We start from the raw sequence: 18,594 nt of genomic DNA on the forward strand, positions 1-18,594 counted from the left end.
TCGATCAGACCGCGCCTGACGCCCCTTGTGCCAAGGCGTTATCCGGGCGAATCCGGCGTTGATCGCCCATACGCCGGGTGAAACCGATGCGGTCGAAAAACTCGAGAATCTGAATGCTGCGCTTGCGGCCGATGCCCAGCCTGTCGCGAAACTCCGCAGCCTGGATCACCGGGTCAACCGCCGACAGCTGCACAAGCATAGCCACCATGTGTGCGGTCACGGACTCAAGATAGAACAGATCGCGCACCACCTGGTGTACCTGGCCTATGCGCGCGAGCTTGCGCAGCAGCAAACGCACGTCGGCCTCGGGATGGCCGGTGGCGGCGGCCAGATCGCGCACCCAGGGCGGGTCGAACCCGGCGTTCGCCAGCAACGGCTCGATGCGCTGCCAGAGTGCATCGTCCTGCTCGCTGAGTTTGACCTGGTGATCCGGCAGATGCAGCCAGGGCCCGCTGCTACAGATCCGGCCCGAGCTCAGCAACTCATCCACCAGCGCAATGAACGCAGGCCGATCCCGCGCCATCGCGGCAAACCGGCGCAAGCGGTCGCGATCAGGACCCAACTGGTCAGGCTCCTGCTGATGAAAGCGCCCCAGATGAGCCAGCATCTCGTCGCGAAGGACCTGCCATCGCGCCTCACTGAACAGCAATTGCCCCTGGCGCGTGGCGATGATGCGGATGTCACCGGGCAAGCGCCAAGTGGCCCGCAGGCGATTGAACTGACGTTCCAGCCGCTGTGGGTCCAGCCCTGTTTCGCTGTTGGCGATCAGTGCGGGCAACGCCTGTTCCAGGCTGTCGGCGCTGGCCAGAATCCGCAGTTGCCCAAGCCGGGCTTCGCTTCGGCGCTGACGTGAAGGCGCGAACGGGTCCAGCACGCGCCCGCCACCGAGAGTACGTTGGGCACTCTGGTCCCGCAGCACCAGACGGTCGCCATGCACCCCGTGTACCGGGGCATTGAGCAAGAGTTGCGCGAACATGCGCTGGCCGGGCTGCAGCGTGCTGCCTTCCAGCAGCGCGACCCGGGCGGTGACGTCCTGGGTGCCGATATGAACGTGGACTGTACTGAAATGCTCGAAGGCGCGGGTTTCGCTGGCGAGCAAGTGCAAATAGATGTCCATGCGCTGGGTGGGCGCGAACAGCCACGGCGCCAACAGCCAGTCGCCCCGGTGAATCTGCTCGAGGCTGAGCTTCTCCGCACTCAGGTTCAGCGCCACCCGCTGGCCGATCCAGGCCTGGGCGGCGCTCTGGTTCTGCGCATGCAGCCCGCGCACTCGCACCTGTCTGCCGGCCTGACCCAGTGCCAGGGTGTCACCCACCGTCACCTGCCCGGCCAGCGCGGTGCCGGTGACCACAATCCCCGCCCCTGCCACCGTGAACGCCCGGTCGATATCCAGACGAAACCCGCCCCGATCACTGCGCTCAGCCACGTCCTCCTGCGCCAGCAGCAGCGCCTGGCGCAAGGTTTCCACACCATCGCCGCTGTGGCTGGACACCTCGAACTGCAAGGCATCGGCGTAAGGCCCGGGCGCCAGCAACTGCCTGATTTGCGTGCTCACCTGCTGCACCCGCGCAGCCTCAGCGCGGTCGCATTTGCTGATGACCACCAACAGCTCGGGGATGCCCAGCAACTCGACTATCGCCAGGTGCTCGCGGGTCTGGGGCATCACGCCGTCGTCTGCGGCCACCACCAGCAGCACCAGATCGATGCCCTGGGCGCCAGCGAGCATGTTGTGAATGAACCGCTCATGGCCCGGCACATCGATGAAACCGGTCAGCGGCGCCCCAGGCTTGAGCGGCGCGTAGAGGTAACCCAGATCGATGGTGATGCCGCGCTCGCGTTCCTCACGGCGACGATCACCAGCCTGCCCGGTCAACGCCTCAAGCAACGCCGTCTTGCCGTGGTCGATATGCCCCGCCGTGCCGACAATCACCCTGCCTCGCCCTCCCATTGCAGCTGATTCAACTGGGCGATCCAGCCCGCTTCGTCATCCAGTTGGCGCAGATCCAGCCACAAGGCGTCATCATCGATACGCCCCAGCACCGGGATCGGCAGCTTGCGCAAACCCGCCTCCAGCCCATGCAACTGCCGCCCTCGCAGCTTTTTTGAGACGATCGGTCGTAAACACAGCGATGCGCTGGGAAGCCGCGCCACAGGCTGGCTGCCGCTGCCGATCATACCCAAGCTCGGCTGCACCGCAACGCCCCAGCCCTCACCCAGCACCCGTGCCAGCAGAGGCCGCAAGCGCTCGGCCTGGGCGAGGATTTCGTGCTGCGGGCGGGTCAGCAGGCGCAGGCTGGGCAGGCGCGCGGCGAGGCGGTCCGGGTCGCGGTACAGGCTCAGCACGGCCTCAAGGGCGGCAAGCGTGAGTTTGTCCACGCGCAGGGCACGTTTGAGCGGGTTTTTCTTGATCCTGGCGATCAGCGCCTTGCTGCCGACAATCAACCCGGCTTGCGGGCCACCCAGCAGTTTGTCGCCGCTGAAGGTGACGATGTCCGCCCCGTCGAGTAGCGCCTGGCGCACCGTGGGTTCGGCGGGCAGGCCCCAGCGCGTCAGGTCCAGCAGGCTGCCGCTGCCCAAGTCTTCCAGCAGTGGCAGGTCGTGCTGATGGGCGATTGCGGCGATCTCGGCGGTCGATACGCTGGTGGTGAAGCCCTGGATGCTGTAGTTGCTGGTGTGCACGCGCATCAGCAGGCCGGTGCGCGGGTTGATCGCCTCTTGGTAATCCTTGGCGTGGGTGCGGTTGGTGGTGCCGATCTCATGCAGTCTGACGCCGGCCCGGGCCATGATGTCGGGGATGCGAAAGGCGCCGCCGATCTCGATCAGTTCGCCCCGGGAGATGATCCCCTCCTTGCGCGCCCCAAGGCTGTTCAACGCGAGGAGCACCGCAGCGGCGTTATTGTTGACCACGGTGACGGCTTCGGCGCCGGTCAGCTCGCGGATCAGGCCTTCGATAAGATCGTCGCGGTCACCGCGCTTGCCGCTGGCCAAGTCGAACTCCAGGTTCAAGGGATAGCGGGCGGCGATCTGGATGGCTTCTATGGCTTCTTCGGGCAGTAGCGCCCGGCCCAGATTGGTGTGCAGCACGGTGCCGGTGAGGTTGAACACCCGGCGCACCCGGCTTTGATGGGCTGCGGCAAGACGCTCGGCCGCCCTGCCCGCCAGCACCTCGCTGCCCAGTTCGCTGGCGCTGAGCTGGCCCAGGCGGGTCGACTCGCGAAGATCGTCCAGCAACTGGCGCAAGGTCGCCAGCACCGCGTCCCGGCCATAGCGCTCGATCAGCGGATGGCAGGCGGGGTGACGCAACAGGCTGTCGATGGAAGGCAAGCGCGGCGGGATCGAAGCGAGGGTTTGCGGCATTCAAGGCTCCTACAGGTCTGCGTCGTAGCAGTCCGGCTTGCCGGCGTCAGCACCCTTGAAACCGCTGACGCCGGCGAGCCGGACTGCTACGGAGAACGGCATGGCATGAGTCTAGCCGCCTATTTCACTCCCCTCCTGGCGCCAGCATCAGGTTCGGCGCCATGCGGGCGATGCCTTCCAGGTCCAGGCGCATGTCCAGCGCCAGGCTGGCGAGATCCGCTGACAGCGGCTCGGCGTAGGCATCGCATTCAAGGTAGATCTGCTTCAGGTAGGTGTTGCACCCGGGACAGACCTCGGCCCGCAACGGCGCCTTGTCCACGGCCACGCGATCGCTGTCCAGGCTCATGTATTTGAGGCCCTTGCTCTGCTCGCAATACACGCACTTGATCCGCACCACATGCCACTCGCAGGCGCACAGCGAACAGGCCAGATAACGCAGGCCATTGTGCTTGCCGCGATGACGCAACACCCCGGCCATGGCCGGCGAGCCACAGGCCGGGCACAGGCTCAGGGCATCGCAGGCCTTCAGTTCATGGGTCGGCAGCATGAGCAGCCAATGAGTCCACGCTGCCTGCAAGGCTGCACCAAGAAACGGCACCAGCGCCGGCGGCAGGCCTGAGAACTGACCGCCCAGCAACATCAGCGCCCAGGCCCTGCGCTGCCCCTCGCCAGCCTCGCGCAGGCGGGTCAAGGCCTGGCCCACCAGCGTCGAGTCCGACGCTGGATAGCGTTCGAGCAGCGCGTCCAGCCAGACCTGCCATTGCACCTGACGCACCATGCTGTCGGCGGCCAGGGGTGGCAAACCGCGCTGACGGCACAGCTCCAGGCTCTGGGCGTCCAGCGCCCACTGCGCCGGAGGCTGGTCGAGCAGGCTCTGCTGCACCCGACACAGGCTTGCGATCAGCCGCAGGTAACCGGCCAGCGGGTGATCCTGGGCAAGCTGCTCCAGGCGGGCAGCACGCAGGGCGAACAGATCCGGCGGCGGCAGGTGCAGGAATGGCGGCGAGCCGGCAGCCGCTTCGATTTGCCCGGGTTCGAGAATCTGGCTCAACGGCTCATCCTTTTTTCGTCACGCGGGTGGGTGTCTGATCCTTATCGACCACTTGGCGATACCACAATTCATGGTGTTTCTTCGCCCAGCGACGGCTGACCCAACCATGGAGCATGGCACTCACCGAGCCCTTGATCCAGATCCCGGCGTAGATGTGCACGATAATGCTGGTGATGAGCACAAATCCGGCCAGCGCATGGACCAGGGCGCCGAGGCGAATCACCGTGATGTCGAAGTACTCGCTGAAATACGCCCGCCAGATTATCAATCCGCTGACCAGCAGCCCGAGCATGCACAGCAGCAAGGTCCAGAACAGCAGTTTCTGCCCCGGGTTGTACTTGCCCACCGGGGGCACGCCCTCTTCCTCGTTTTTCATCACCCGGTCGATACGCTTGAGCCACAGCCGGTCGTTGGCGATGAACAGGTTGGCGCGCCAGAAACGCAGGACCAGCCCCAGGAAGAACACGAACATTGCCACGCCCATGAACGGGTGCAGGATGCGCGTCCACGGCCCGCCGCCGAACAGGTTGGTCAGCCAGAACATCGCCGGGTGAAACAGCGCGAGGCCCGACAGCCCGGCCATGAAAAACAGGATGGCGACGATCCAGTGGTTGGTCCGTTCGTTGGCGTTGTAGCGCAGGATGGTCTTGCCCGGTTCGCGGTTCTCGTTCATGGCCGGCGCTCCCCATCAGGTCCCGGTTGGTTTGGCTGTCCGCTGCGTGGATCGTAGACGTGCACCGCCGGATCGACCTCGTGAACGTCCGGGTCCTTGCCGTGCTCGCTGTGCGGGTCTTCCTCCCGCTGCGGGCCGATGCGCACGTAGTGGAAGAACCCGGCCAGCACCGCCAGCCCCATGGCCAGCAGGCCCAGCGGCTTGGTCACACCTTTCCACAAGCCCACCAACGGGCTGATTTCCGGATTGAGCGGCAGTCCCGCATAGAGTTTCGGATCGTCAGCGTGGTGCAGGACGTACATCACATGGGTGCCGCCAACACCTGCCGGGTCATACAGGCCTGCGTTCTCGAAGCCACGAGACTTGAGGTCCACCACCCGCTCGGCGGCGTGGGTCTTCATGTCGGCCTTGGTGCCGAAGACGATGGCGCCGGTCGGGCAGGTTTTCACACAGGCCGGTTCCAGCCCCACCGAGACTCGATCCGAGCAAAGAGTACATTTGTACGCCTTGTGGTCTTTCTGCGAAATGCGCGGAATGTTGAACGGGCAACCGGTGATGCAGTAGCCGCAACCGATGCAGTGGTCCTGGTTGAAATCGACGATACCGTTGGCGTGCTTGATGATCGCCCCGGGGCTGGGGCACGCCTTGAGGCAGCCGGGGTCGGCGCAGTGCATGCAGCCGTCCTTGCGGATCAGCCACTCCAGATTGTTATCCGCAGTTTCGTGTTCGGTGAAGCGCATCAGGGTCCAGGTCTGGGCGCTCAGGTCCTGCGGGTTGTCGTAGGTGCCGTGGTTGTGGCCGACCTCGTCGCGCAACTCGTTCCATTCCGAGCACGCGACCTGGCAGGCCTTGCAACCGATGCACTTGGTGGTGTCGATCAGCTTGGCGACTTCCTCAAGCTGGCGCACCGAAGACGGCACCGTGGTGGTGGCCGAACGGGCAATCACATCCTGAATGGCCATCAGATTTTCTCCAGGTTGACCAAAAACGACTTGGATTCCGGGGTCTGGGAATTACCGTCACCCAGAAACGGCACCAGGGTATTGGCCAGGTAGCCGTTGCGCGTGGTGCCGGTGAAGCCCCAGTGGATCGGGATACCGATCTGATGCACCACCTGATTGTTCACCTGCAAGGGGCGAATGCGCTTGGTCACCACCGCCACGGCCTCGATGAAGCCGCGTTTGCTGCTGACCCGCACCCGATCCCCCGCCACGATGCCCTTCTCCTTGGCCAGCGCCTCGCCGATCTCGACGAACTGCTCCGGCTGGGCAATCGCATTGAGGGTGCAATGCTTGCTCCAGTAGTGGAAATGCTCGGTCAGCCGGTAGCTGGTGCCCGCGTACGGGAAGTCCTTGGCCACGCCCAGCGTGTCCCACACCGAATCGAACACGCGCCCGGCCGGGTTGCTGGTGGCCTGCTTGTTGTTCGGGTGCAGCGGGTTGATGCCGATGGGCGTCTCGAAGGGTTCGTAGTGCTCGGGAAACGGCCCCTCGTTCATTTTGTCCACGGCGAAGAACCGCGCCACGCCCTCGGGATTCATGATGAACGGGTTCATGCCCGCCTCGGGCGCGGACGTGGGCACGAAGTCCGGCACGTCGGTGCCGGTCCAGACCTTGCCGTTCCACCAGATCAGGCGTTTCTTCGGATCCCAGGGTTTGCCCTGCACGTCGGCCGAAGCGCGGTTATAGAGAATGCGCCGGTTGTTCGGCCACGCCCAGGCCCAGCCCTGATGCTGATGCATGCCGAACGGGTCGCTGTTGTCGCGCCTTGCCATCTGGTTGCCGGCCTCGGTCCAGCTGCCGCAGAAAATCCAGCAACCCGATGCCGTGCTGCCGTCATCCTTGAGCTGCGCAAAGGCCGTCAACTGCGCCCCACCCTTGACCGCCGCGCCTGAGGCGTCGGTAAAGTCGGTGGTGGCCGCGCCGTTGATCTCCTTGGCGATCTCTTCCGGCGAAGGCTCCTCGGGGATCTTGTACGGCCAACTGAGTTTGAGCAAAGGTTCGGCGTAGGCCCCGCCCTTCTCCAGATACAGCTTGCGCAGGCGCAGGAACAGCTCGCTCATGATGCGCACGTCGGTGATCGCCTCGCCGGGGCCCTCGGCACCCTTGAAGTGCCATTGCAACCAGCGGCTGCTGTTGACCAGCGAGCCGTCCTCTTCGGCAAAACAGGTGGTGGGCAGGCGAATCACTTCGGTCTGGATGTTTTCGCTCTGCACGTCGTTGTACGGCCCCACGTTGTGCCAGAACTCGGAGGTCTCGGTGGCCAGCGGGTCCATCACCACCAGCCACTTGAGCTTGGCCAGGGCCTTCATCACGCGGTTCTTGTCCGGCAGCGCGGCAATCGGGTTGAAGCCCTGGCACAGGTAGCCGTTGACCTTGCCGCTGCCCATCATGTCGAACATCTTCAGGACGTCGTAGCCGGGAATGTCCAGCTTGGGCAGCCAGTCATAGCCCCAGTTGTTCTCGGCCGTGGCGTTGGCGCCGTACCAGGATTTCATCAGGCTGACGTGGAACTTGCTGTAGTTCTGGTAGTAGGACAGTTGCCCCGGCCGCAGCGGTTTCTGCGTGCGCTTGGTGATGTAGTCGTTGTAGTTTTGCTCGCCGTCGCTGGCCAGGGTCAGGTAACCCGGCAACGAGTTGGAGAGCAGCCCCAGGTCGGTCAGGCCCTGGATGTTGGAGTGACCGCGCAAGGCGTTCATCCCCCCGCCTGGCATGCCGATGTTGCCCAGCAACAGCTGCACCATGGCCGCACTGCGGATGATCTGCGCGCCGATGGAGTGCTGCGTCCAGCCCAGGGCGTAGAGGATGGTCATGGTCTTGCCGGGGACCGAGCAGGTGGCGATTTCCTCCCAGATCTTCATCATCTGATCCTGAGGCATGCCGCAGGTCAGACTGGCGATGTCGGCGGTGTAGCGGCTGTAATGCTGCTTCATCAACTGATAGACGCAGCGCGGGTCCTGCAGGGTCGGATCGACCTTGGCGAAGCCGTCCTCGCCCAGCTCGTAGCCCCAGCCGGATTTGTCCGTGTAGACCCGTTTGGTCGCGTCATAGCCGCTGAAGATGCCGTCTTCAAAGCCATAACCGGCTTTGACGATGAACGAGACGTCGGTGTAGTTGCGCACGTATTCGTGCTGGATCTTGTCCTGGGTCAGCAGGTAATTGATCAGCCCGCCCATGAACGCGATGTCGCTGCCGGTGCGAATCGGCGCGTAATAGTCGGCCACGGAAGCGGTACGGGTGAAACGCGGGTCGACCACGATCAGCCGCGCCTGGTTGTGCGCCTTGGCTTCGGTCACCCATTTGAAGCCGCACGGGTGCGCTTCTGCGGAGTTGCCACCCATTACCAGAATCAGGTTCGCGTTGGCGATATCGGTCCAGGTATTGGTCATGGCTCCACGGCCATACGTCGGGGCAAGACTTGCCACCGTCGGGCCATGTCAGACACGTGCCTGGTTATCGAACCCCAGCATGCCGGTTGCGCGAATGACCTTGTGGGTCATGTAGCCTGCTTCGTTGGAAGCCGCCGATGCCGCGAGAAAGCCCGTGGTGAGCCAGCGGTTGACGGTTTCGCCCTTGGCGTTCTTCTCGATGAAGTTGGCGTCGCGGTCTTCCTTCATCAGCTCGGCCACGCGGTCCAGGGCTTCATCCCAGGAAATGCGCGTCCATTCCTTGCTGCCTGGCTTGCGCACCTGCGGGTACTTGAGGCGGCTGGGGCTGTGAATGAAGTCCAGAAGGCCCGCGCCTTTGGGGCACAGGGTGCCGCGATTGACCGGGTGGTCGGCGTCGCCTTCGATATGGATGATGTTTTGCGCCACGTTCTTGGCCGCATCGCCCTGGCTGTACATGATCAGCCCGCAGCCCACCGAGCAGTACGGGCAGGTATTGCGGGTTTCATGGGTGTGGGCGAGCTTGAAGTGGCGTATCTGCTCGGCGAATGCCGGCGCGGGCGCCATGCCCAACGCCGCCAGGCTCGAGCCTCCAAGGCCGATTGCGGCGACCTTGAAGAACTGCCGACGATTGAGGTCCATCGTGCACTCCTCATCAGGGAATGATCCCGGTACATGGCCGGGAGAGTGTTCGATCACGGTGTCGACAGCGCAGCATCGACCGTTTCAGCGTAGTTCAGATTGCGCGCGGGATTGTGAAAAAGGACGGTTGGCGGGCCAGGTATCAACGAGCGATTTCACGTGCGCACCCGCATCCGCTGCGCCAGCACAATCCTGTGGGAGCGGGCTCGCCCGCGAATGCGTCGGGCCAGACTCATTTATGGTGACTGACCCACCGCTTTCGCGGGCGAGCCCGCTCCCACAGGACTTCCTTGATAATGCAGCATTGGATAGTCGATACGGGGCGGGGTTATTCCTCGCGGACCGGTTTGAACACCACCACGGCCAATGGCGGCAGATTCAACGCCAACGAAACCGCCTGCCCGTGGCTCTTGATCTCGTCGGCCGTCACCGCCCCGCCGTTGCCGACGTTGGACCCGGCATACACCCCGGCGTCGGTGTTGAGCAGTTCCGCCCATTTGCCACTGAACGGCACGCCCACCCGATAGCCATGACGCGGCACCGGGGTCAGGTTCGCCACCACCAACAGCGGTTCGCCCTCGCGACTCCAGCGCAAGTAGGCATACACGCTGTTGCCAGCGTCGTCGCCAATCACCCACTGGAAGCCCTGCGGCTGGCAGTCCTGCTCGTACAGCGCCTTCTCCGAGCGATACAACCGGTTCAAGTCCCCCACCAGCGTGTGCACACCCTTGTGCTCGGCGTAGTTGAGGAAATGCCAGTCCAGCTCGGTGTCATGGTTCCACTCGCGCCATTGCCCGAACTCGCAACCCATGAACAACAGTTTCTTGCCCGGGTGGGTCCACATGAACGTTAGATAAGCCCGCAGGTTGGCGAATTTCTGCCAGCGGTCACCGGGCATCTTGTCGATCAGCGAATGCTTGCCGTGCACCACCTCATCGTGGGAAATCGGCAGAATGAACCGCTCGGACCAGGCGTACACCAGCCCGAAGCTCAGCCGGTCATGGTGATGCTGGCGATGGATCGGGTCCTGTTCGATGTACTTGAGCGTGTCGTGCATCCAGCCCATGTTCCACTTGTAGGCGAACCCCAGGCCGCCCTGTTGGGTCGGCTGGCTGACGCCCGGCCAGGCCGTCGATTCCTCGGCAATCACCAGCGCACCCGGGGCCTCCAGTGCCACCACGTCGTTGAGGTGACGCAGGAAATCGATCGCTTCCAGGTTCTCGCGACCACCGTAGCGGTTCGGCACCCACTCCCCGGCCTTGCGCGAATAGTCGCGGTACAGCATCGACGCCACAGCATCCACCCGCAGGCCATCGACGTGGAAATGCTTGAGCCAGTGCAGGCCCGAGGCAATCATGAAGCCATGCACCTCGGTGCGGCCCAGGTTGTAGATCAGCGTGTCCCAGTCCTGGTGGAAGCCTTCTTGCGGGTTGCCGTACTCGTACAGCGCGGTGCCGTCGAATTGCGCGAGGCCGTGGGTGTCGGTAGGGAAATGCGCCGGTACCCAATCGAGGATCACACCGATGTCGTTCTGGTGACAGGCGTTGACGAAGGCCGCGAAGTCCTCAGGCGAGCCGTAGCGCGCGCTCGGAGCGAATTGCGAGAGCAACTGATAGCCCCAGGAACCGCCGAACGGGTGCTCCATGATCGGCATCAGCTCGATGTGGGTGAAGCCCAGATCCTTGACGTAGGGAATCAACTGGTCCGCCAGTTCGCGCCAGTTGAACGGGCGATCCGGCTCGTCTTCGCCGCCGTGGTGCCAACGCCAAGAGCCGGCATGCAGTTCGTAGATCGACAGCGGCTGGTGCACATCCTGCTTGTCGCCACGGGCCTGCATCCAGTCATGATCCTGCCAGTCGAAGCTCAGCGGCGCGGCCACCTTGGAAGCGGTGTCAGGCGGCAGCTTGGTGGCCAGGGCCATCGGGTCGGCCTTGAGCGGCAGGACGCCGTGCTGCCCCAGAATCTCGTACTTGTAGGCCTCGCCCGGCCCGATGCGAGGAATGAAGACTTCCCAGACGCCGCTTGGGTGTCGCGCACGCATCGGATGCCTGCGCCCGTCCCAGCTGTTGAAATCCCCCACCACCGACACCCGGCGGGCGTTCGGCGCCCAGACCGAGAAGCGCACGCCATCGACGCCATCGACGTTCTTGACCTGTGCCCCCAAGGCGCTACTCAGGTCGCGGTGATTGCCCTCGGCGAACAGGTAGAGGTCCATCTCTCCCAGCAACTGGCCGAAGCTGTAAGGGTCCTCGGTGATCTGCTCGCCCGTGGCCCAGTTGATCTTCAACAGATAAGGCTCGCGAGTCTCGAAGTGCCCGGCGAAAAAGCCGGGCTTGTCACTCATCGTCAGCTCGCCCAGATCGCGTTCCCCGTCGCGGGACAGCACGCGCACCCCCAGGGCCTGTGGCAGGTAGGCACGGATCACCTGGCCATTCTTGCCGTCGCTGTGGGGGCCGAGTATGGAGAACGGATCGGGGTGTTCGGCGCGGATCAACGCGTCCATATCGCCGGCGGTTGGCAACACATCCCGGTTGCCCTTGCCGAATTGGTCAGACGCACTCATTTTCATTCTCCATCAGACAAGTTCAACAGCCCGCGCAAGCCTTGAAGCGGTACCGACAACCAGGTCGGCCGATTCTCGGCCTCGTAGGCCACTTCATAAGCGGCTTTTTCCAGGGTGAACAACGCCAGTGCAGCGGCCTCTCCCTTGGCATCCTTCCAGGCGTGGGCGACGTCGGCGGTGGCCGTGTTGTAGCCACCGAGGAACGCTTCCCGCGCCTGTTGTAGATAGATCTGTGCGACCTGTTCGCGCGCAGCATTGGCGGCGGGCGATGTGTCGGCCGCCAATGCATTTCGCATGGCCATGGCGCCAGCGTAGTCGAAAGATCGCAACACGCCGCTGACATCTTTGAACGGGCTGTATTTGGCCCGTCGTTCCTCCAGCGGCCGGGCAGGTTCGCCCTCGAAATCAATCAGATAGGCATCACCCTTGACCACCAGCATCTGCCCAAGGTGCAGGTCGCCGTGGACGCGCATGCGCAGCCCGCCGACCGATTGTTTGGCCAGGGTCTGCACCTGTGCAAGCAGCGCCTTGCGCTGGCCGAGCAACTCGCTGACCAGTTGCTGATCGTCCGCCTCCAGCGAATCGCGATGCTGCTCAAGCAGCCCCAACGCCCGCTCGACCTGGGCCGAGACGCTTTTCGCCGAGGCCTGGGCGTCCTTGACCGAGGTGACTTCGGTCTTGAAGTCCGGGTTGTCGGTCGGCGCGCTGAGCACCACGTGCATTTCGCCCAGACGTTGCCCCAGCAGCGCAGCAAAATCCTTGAGTTCGATCAACGCATTGGAGTGTTGTTCAAGGTCCGAGCGCCCGTGGGCCATTTCGTCACGCACGGCGCGTTCCAGGTTGTTCTGCGTCCACTCCCAGGCATCGCCCTGGTTGCTCAGATACCCCTGGGCGATCATCAGCAGATTGCTCTGGCCTTCGTTGTCGACCCGCACCACGGCGCCCAGCAGCGGCGAGATGTGCGCGTAGCCGGCTTCGGTCAGGTAGGCACCCATTTCCAGTTCCGGGTGGGTACCGGCACTGACCCGGCGAATCATTTTCAGTACCAGGCTGCTGCCGACCACCACCGAACTGTTGGATTGCTCGGCCGACAGGTAGCGCACTTCGGACTCGTCGTTGAGTCCCAGCGGCGCCAGTTGCGAGGTCTGCTGGAAGCGCAGTTCGCCGTCGCCGGTGGGCAGGACGGTCTGCTGTTGCATGCCCGCGATCACTGCGCGAATGAACGGCTCAAGGGTAAAGGCATCGGTAATCAGACCGACCTGCCGCCCGCGACGTACTCTGGCCAGCGCCAGTTGCTGGGGCAAGGCGCTGCTGAAATCATCTTCGGCGAGGAAGCCGAACGGCAACTGATAGCGGGCCACTTCGCCGCCCGCAGAAACTTCGATCTCGCTCAGCAGCACCGGCCGCTGGGTGGTGCCGAAGCGCACCGCGTAGGCAATGTGCACCTTGTCGATGGCCGTGCCCTTGCCCGCGAACCAGCGGCGCTTGGGCAGGTAGACCGACAGCGAGGTCTGCTCCATGGTCTGGCGCAGGGGTTCTTCGAGCAATTCTTCCAGGCGCTGCTTGAGCACCAGGGTCGGGAAGTCCGGCATGCTCTGGGCCGGCTCGACGTGCCAACTGGGCATCTGATTCTCCGCGGCCAGCAAGAACCAGTAGAAGCCGTAAGGAGGCAACGTCAGCAGGTAATTGAGCTGGCCAATGGGTGGGAAGGCGCTGCCGCCGAGCATCTCCACCGGCACCGTGCCGGCGTAATGGGACAGCTCGAGTTCGGCAGCCTGGGACGCCGCCGAGACGTTGGCAACGCACAGGATGATTTCGGTCTTGCCGTCGGGCCCTGTGTATTCACGGGTGTAGGCCAGGATCCGGCGGTTGCTCGGCGAGAGCATTTTCAGCGTGCCGCGCCCGAAGGCCTTCTGCTGCTTGCGCACGGCGAGCATGCGCCGCGTCCAGTTCAGCAGCGAATGGGGGTCCTGGTCCTGGGACTCGACGTTGACCGACTGGAAGCCGTACAGCGGGTCCATGATCGGCGGCAGCACCAGGCTTGCCGGATTAGCCCGGGAGAACCCGCCGTTACGGTCGATGGACCACTGCATGGGCGTGCGTACGCCGTCGCGGTCGCCGAGATAAATGTTGTCACCCATGCCGATTTCGTCGCCGTAATACAGGGTCGGCGTGCCTGGCATGGACAACAACATGCTGTTGAGGAGCTCCACGCGGCGCCGGTCCCGTTCGAGCAGCGGCGCCAATCGCCGACGGATGCCGAGGTTGATGCGCGCACGGCGGTCGGCCGCGTAGTAGTTCCACAGATAGTCGCGCTCACGGTCGGTGACCATTTCCAGGGTCAGCTCATCGTGGTTGCGCAGGAAAATCGCCCATTGGCAGTTTTCCGGGATTTCCGGGGTCTGGCGCAGGATGTCGGTGATCGGAAAGCGGTCTTCCTGAGCCACGGCCATGTACATGCGCGGCATCAGCGGAAAGTGAAACGCCATGTGGCATTCGTCACCGTCCTTGCCCTTGCGATCGCCGAAATACAGCTGGGTGTCTTCGGGCCACTGGTTGGCTTCGGCCAGCAGCATGCGGTCCGGGTAATTGGCGTCGATTTCGGCACGAATCTGCTTGAGGACGTTGTGGGTTTCTTGCAGGTTCTCGTTGTTAGTGCCGTCGCGTTCGATCAGGTACGGAATGGCGTCCAGGCGCAGGCCGTCGATGCCCATGTCCAGCCAGTAGCGCATCACCTCCAGCACCGCCTTCATCACCTGCGGGTTGTCGAAGTTCAGGTCCGGCTGATGGGAGTAGAAACGGTGCCAGAAGTACTGCCCGGCGACCGGGTCCCAGGTCCAGTTGGATTTCTCGGTATCGAGGAAGATGATCCGCGTGCCGTCGTACTTCTGGTCGTCATCGGACCAGACGTAGAAATCCCGGGCCTTGGAACCCTTCTTCGCATGTCGCGCCCGCTGGAACCACGGGTGCTGGTCCGAAGTGTGGTTGATGACCAGCTCGGTGATGACCCGCAGCCCACGCTTGTGCGCCTCGGCGATGAATTTCTTCGCGTCGGCCATCGTCCCGTAATCGGTGTGGATGCCACGGTAATCGGCGATGTCGTAGCCATCGTCGCGCCGCGGTGACGGGTAGAACGGCAACAGCCAGATGGTGTTGACGCCAAGCTGGGCGATGTAGTCCAGCTTGGCGATCAGGCCGGGAAAGTCGCCGATCCCGTCGTCGTTGGAGTCGAAGTACGACTTCACATGTACCTGGTAAATCACCGCATCCTTGTACCAGAGCGGATCGTCGATGAAGGCTGCGTTCCGGGTTTTCTTCGCCATGGCCACTCGCGTCCTGTTATTGGTGTGTGGCTTTGATTCGCCAGATGCCAAACGGCTGATAGGAAGGGTCGATGCGCATCCACTGGGTTTTCCCGTACCAGGTCCAGGAGTGGCCGGTCATCAGGTCCTCGCCAAAGGTTGCGGCATCATCGGGCAGGCCCATTTCCCACAGCGGCAGCTCGAAGTGCGCCTCTTGCGCGTTGTGCGGATCGAGGCTGACGGCTACCAGCACGAAGTTGCTGCCGTCATGACTGCGCTTGCCGAAGAACAGGATGTTGTCGTTCCAGGCGTTGTAGATCCGCAAGCCCAGGTGAGTCTGCAGCGCCAGGTTCTGCCGACGGATACGGTTGAGCTGGGCGATCTCGGCGATGATGTTGCCGGGCGCGGTGAAGTCCCTTGGACGGATCTCGTATTTCTCCGAATCCAGGTACTCCTCCTTGCCCGGAACCGGCGCCGACTCGCAGAGTTCGAAGCCCGAATACATGCCCCACAGGCCCGAACCCATGGTCGCCAGCGCCGCCCGAATCAGAAAGCCAGCGCGACCCGAGTCATGCAGGAAATACGGGTTGATGTCCGGCGTATTGACGAAGAAGTTCGGCCGGTAGCACTCGCGCCACGGCGTCTGATTGAGCTGGGTGAAGTACTCGGCCAGCTCGGCCTTGGTGTTGCGCCAGGTGAAATAGGTGTAGCTCTGGGAGTACCCGACCTTGCCCAGGCGGGCCATCATCGCAGGCTTGGTGAACGCCTCGGCAAGGAACATCACCTCCGGATGCTGGGCGCGCACGTCCGCGATCATCCATTGCCAGAATGGCAACGGCTTGGTGTGCGGGTTGTCGACGCGGAAGATCTTCACGCCCTCTTCCACCCAGCCCAGCACCACGTCGCGCAGCTCGAGCCACAGGCTGGGAATGGCATCCGGCGCGTAGAAATCGACGTTAACGATGTCCTGATATTTCTTCGGCGGGTTTTCCGCGTAACGAATCGTGCCGTCCGGGCGCCACGAGAACCAGCCCGGATGCTCCTTGAGCCAGAGGTGGTCCTGGGAGCACTGGATGGCGAAGTCCAGGGCGATTTCCAGCCCGTGGTCGGCAGCGGCCTTGACCAGATTACGGAAGTCTTCCCGGCTGCCCAGTTGCGGGTGAATCGCTTCATGGCCGCCGTCGGCGCTGCCGATGGCGTACGGGCTGCCCGGATCGTCAGGCCCGGCCTTCAGCGAGTTGTTCGGGCCTTTGCGGTGCGCGCGGCCGATGGGGTGAATCGGCGGGAAATACAGCACGTCGAAGCCCATGTCGCGGATCATCGGCAGGCGGCTGTGCACGTCGTTGAAGGTGCCGTGGCGCTGCTTGTCGTCGGTGATCGAGCGCGGAAACAGCTCATACCAACTGGCGAACTGCGCCAGCTCACGCTCCACGTCCAGCGGGAACTCCAGGCTGCGGCTGAGGAACGCGTGGTTGTCGGCATGGGACATGATCGCGGCAGTTTCGCTGTTGAGCAGCAAGGCCACTTGTGCCTCATGGTCGGTATTTTCGCCCAGACGCTGCAACAGGCTGTCGATCTGCCCACGCAATTCATGCTGGCTGCGCTCGGCGGCATGCACCAGGTGCAGGCGCCCTTCTTCCAGTTCCAGACCGATGGGCACACCGGCTGCGTATTTTTTCTCCAGCTCGTAGCGATAGCTGGCGAACAGGTCGATCCAGGCTTCCAGCCGGAACAGGTAACGGCTGACGCTGGTGGGCGTGAACTCGCCGATCCAGCTGTCGTTGCCCAGGTCGCGCATCGGCGCCTTGTGCCAGTCCTGCTCGTCTGCCGCACGATAGCGAATGCGCACCGACATCTTGTCGTGGCCGTCGGCAAACACCTTGCTGGTCACGGTGACCGGCTGGCCGATGATCGCCTTGGCCGCCAGCGTGCCGGCCTCGATTACCGGCTGCGTGTCTTCGATGACAATGCGCGGCAGTTGCAGGGCCTGTGTCAGGGGTAAAGGCTGGGTTGGGTGGGGAACATCGGTGGCCAGAGAGTCCGGGCCGTATGGCTGATCAGCAGTCACATTCATCGAGCATCACTCCTCACGCCCCAGGGACGCTCCTTGTTAAGAGTCCTTTCCATCGACATCCAATCCTTGATACGTAAAGGAAGGCCACCGGACTGAACCCGCCCGGAATTGGCCGCATAGGTTCCGAAGCCTGCCTTGGGGAAAAGTTCAAAGAGCTTGCGACGCAAAAATTCGATCCGTTGCCCAGCTTAGCCGCAGGATCGAAAAGCACGTGCAAATCGCCGGAAATCTTCAAACAGACCCGCTGTCGAACCCTGCAAGCGCGCTGAAATCCGGTATTCCCGCCTGTTCAAACCTGCGCTCTCAGGAAGGTGAAGCAATGAACATTCCCATTCCCGCAGAAACGCCCGACCCGAACATCGATGACCCCGAATTGCCGGTGCCCAAACCCGAGGAGCCGCCGCCACCGACCATGCCACCGGTGATCGAACCGCCCAAGGGCGATCCGCCCAGCCAGGAGCCGCCTGCGGTGTTGTGGGAGTGAGCGTGGTGTAGCAGCACGGCTTGCCGGCGGGGCGCATCTGGAATCGCCCCGCGGGCAAGCCTGGCTGCTACGGGGCGGTGGCGATCTCAAGGTTGATGTGAATCCCTGTCCTGCGGCGGCTCGAACCGATCGGTAATCAACGGCACCAGGCTGAAGATCCCCAGCGCCAAAACGGTGCTTACCACCGCTGTCATTTCCCGCCCCATGCCTGCGGCGATGCCGATGGCTGCGGTCATCCACAAACCTGCCGCGGTGGTCAGGCCCTTGACCTGGGCCGTGCGGAGCTTCTCGCCCTTGAGGATGGTGCCGGCGCCAAGAAAGCCGATCCCTGCAACAAGCCCCTGCACTACACGACTCAACGCTGCATCATCGGCACCGGCCAGCCGAGGCACCAGCACGAACAGCGCCGCGCCCATGCACACCAGCATGTGCGTGCGTACTCCGGCAGCCTTGCCCTTGTGTTCACGTTCGAAGCCGAGAATGCCACCCAGCACCGCCGCGATCACCAGACGCACCACCACCTGGGTCAGCTGTTTGGCATCGGTAATGTCCGAGAACTCTGATTGCAGCGTGTCGACGACCTCGTTCCACCAGGTATTCATCGCCATTCCTTCTGATGCTGTTGAACAATGGACCGCATCCAGCGTCAGGAGTGCTGGCGGTCGGAATCCGGAAACGATGCAAAACCCTGGCAGTCGCACCTAGATACACCTTGAAGGAGCGCGACCATGCCACTGGAATTCGACAGCACTCACGAGTACTGCGCCGCCTACATCGACGGCGTGCAACACCGCAGCGCGGTGGTGGATGTGGTGATCACCACCAACGACGCGACCCACATGTCCCAGGCAGACATCGGCGGCAAGCAGGTGCCGATCACCGAGGCAGAAGCGGATGCATTGACGGTGTACAAGGCCAAGGATCTGCGGCATCACACCATTGGTGTTGAGCCGGGTGAGGATTCGCCGGTGATCTAAATCCCATGCCGTTCACCTTACCTGTAGGAGTGAGCTTGCTCGCGATGGGGCCGGATCGTTAGGCGCATTTATGTCTGATCTGCCGC

General features: G+C 63.3%; 12 protein-coding genes. 2 read left to right on the forward strand and 10 right to left on the reverse strand.

Annotated features, from left to right (window positions below):
* Positions 1-4 precede the first annotated feature (4 nt).
* The 9 genes from selB to NPS29_RS05110 all read right to left on the reverse strand — a co-directional run bounded on the left by selB (position 5) and on the right by NPS29_RS05110 (position 17,047).
* Positions 5-1,930 carry a selenocysteine-specific translation elongation factor gene (gene selB, locus NPS29_RS05070; RefSeq protein WP_274131102.1) on the reverse strand — a complete coding sequence of 642 codons (1,926 nt, stop codon included), beginning with the start codon at positions 1,928-1,930 and terminating at the stop codon, positions 5-7.
* Positions 1,927-3,357 (reverse strand): L-seryl-tRNA(Sec) selenium transferase, encoded by a 1,431-nt coding sequence (gene selA / locus NPS29_RS05075; RefSeq protein WP_274131103.1) that lies wholly within the window; start codon positions 3,355-3,357, stop codon positions 1,927-1,929. The genes selB and selA overlap by 4 nt, the downstream gene beginning before the upstream one ends.
* A 124-nt stretch (positions 3,358-3,481) precedes the next feature.
* Entirely contained in the window at positions 3,482-4,408 is a 927-nt protein-coding gene (fdhE, locus tag NPS29_RS05080; protein WP_274131104.1) for a formate dehydrogenase accessory protein FdhE, read from the reverse strand.
* A 4-nt stretch (positions 4,409-4,412) separates the two neighbouring features.
* Positions 4,413-5,081 (reverse strand): formate dehydrogenase subunit gamma, encoded by a 669-nt coding sequence (locus NPS29_RS05085; protein WP_274131105.1) that lies wholly within the window; start codon positions 5,079-5,081, stop codon positions 4,413-4,415.
* Positions 5,078-6,043, reverse strand: a complete 966-nt coding sequence (gene fdxH / locus NPS29_RS05090; protein WP_274131106.1) for a formate dehydrogenase subunit beta — start codon at positions 6,041-6,043, stop codon at positions 5,078-5,080. The genes NPS29_RS05085 and fdxH overlap by 4 nt, the downstream gene beginning before the upstream one ends.
* The gene (fdnG, locus tag NPS29_RS05095) at positions 6,043-9,108 is read right to left on the reverse strand and encodes a formate dehydrogenase-N subunit alpha (protein WP_274131107.1); all 3,066 of its coding nucleotides are present in this window, start codon (positions 9,106-9,108) and stop codon (positions 6,043-6,045) included. The genes fdxH and fdnG overlap by 1 nt, the downstream gene beginning before the upstream one ends.
* Before the next feature lie 328 nt (positions 9,109-9,436).
* Positions 9,437-11,671, reverse strand: a complete 2,235-nt coding sequence (gene glgB / locus NPS29_RS05100) for a 1,4-alpha-glucan branching protein GlgB (RefSeq protein ID WP_274131108.1) — start codon at positions 11,669-11,671, stop codon at positions 9,437-9,439.
* Positions 11,672-11,673: 2 nt separating this feature from the next.
* The gene (gene treS, locus NPS29_RS05105) at positions 11,674-14,994 is read right to left on the reverse strand and encodes a maltose alpha-D-glucosyltransferase (RefSeq protein WP_274131109.1); all 3,321 of its coding nucleotides are present in this window, start codon (positions 14,992-14,994) and stop codon (positions 11,674-11,676) included.
* Between the two features lie 16 nt (positions 14,995-15,010).
* Entirely contained in the window at positions 15,011-17,047 is a 2,037-nt protein-coding gene (locus NPS29_RS05110) for an alpha-1,4-glucan--maltose-1-phosphate maltosyltransferase (RefSeq protein ID WP_274131110.1), read from the reverse strand.
* A gap of 319 nt (positions 17,048-17,366) precedes the next feature.
* Here NPS29_RS05110 and NPS29_RS05115 point away from each other — a divergent pair, with 319 nt between their 5' ends.
* Positions 17,367-17,531, forward strand: coding sequence for a hypothetical protein (locus NPS29_RS05115; protein ID WP_274131111.1), 165 nt, complete (start codon positions 17,367-17,369; stop codon positions 17,529-17,531).
* A gap of 86 nt (positions 17,532-17,617) precedes the next feature.
* On the opposite strand, the gene NPS29_RS05120 is transcribed toward NPS29_RS05115, so the two are convergent.
* A complete protein-coding gene (locus NPS29_RS05120; RefSeq protein ID WP_274131112.1) occupies positions 17,618-18,133 on the reverse strand; it encodes an MgtC/SapB family protein in 516 nt (171 codons plus the stop codon).
* 126 nt (positions 18,134-18,259) lie between these two features.
* Between NPS29_RS05120 and NPS29_RS05125 the strand changes: the two genes are divergently transcribed.
* Positions 18,260-18,508: a DUF3203 family protein gene (locus NPS29_RS05125; RefSeq protein WP_274131113.1), complete on the forward strand. Its 249-nt coding sequence runs from the start codon at positions 18,260-18,262 to the stop codon at positions 18,506-18,508.
* The last annotated feature ends 86 nt before the right edge of the window (positions 18,509-18,594 follow it).

Source organism: Pseudomonas putida, from assembly GCF_028682175.1.
In the GTDB taxonomy this organism is placed as follows: Bacteria; Pseudomonadota; Gammaproteobacteria; order Pseudomonadales; family Pseudomonadaceae; genus Aquipseudomonas; species Aquipseudomonas putida_AD.

Coding starts and splice junctions, on each gene's coding strand:
- selA (WP_274131103.1), bottom strand. CDS start 3,357: ATGCCGCAAACCCTCGCTTCGATCCCGCCGCGCTTGCCTTCCATCGAC.
- NPS29_RS05085 (WP_274131105.1), bottom strand. CDS start 5,081: ATGAACGAGAACCGCGAACCGGGCAAGACCATCCTGCGCTACAACGCC.
- fdxH (WP_274131106.1), bottom strand. CDS start 6,043: ATGGCCATTCAGGATGTGATTGCCCGTTCGGCCACCACCACGGTGCCG.
- glgB (WP_274131108.1), bottom strand. CDS start 11,671: ATGAGTGCGTCTGACCAATTCGGCAAGGGCAACCGGGATGTGTTGCCA.
- treS (WP_274131109.1), bottom strand. CDS start 14,994: ATGGCGAAGAAAACCCGGAACGCAGCCTTCATCGACGATCCGCTCTGG.
- NPS29_RS05110 (WP_274131110.1), bottom strand. CDS start 17,047: ATGAATGTGACTGCTGATCAGCCATACGGCCCGGACTCTCTGGCCACC.
- NPS29_RS05115 (WP_274131111.1), top strand. CDS start 17,367: ATGAACATTCCCATTCCCGCAGAAACGCCCGACCCGAACATCGATGAC.
- NPS29_RS05120 (WP_274131112.1), bottom strand. CDS start 18,133: ATGAATACCTGGTGGAACGAGGTCGTCGACACGCTGCAATCAGAGTTC.
- NPS29_RS05125 (WP_274131113.1), top strand. CDS start 18,260: ATGCCACTGGAATTCGACAGCACTCACGAGTACTGCGCCGCCTACATC.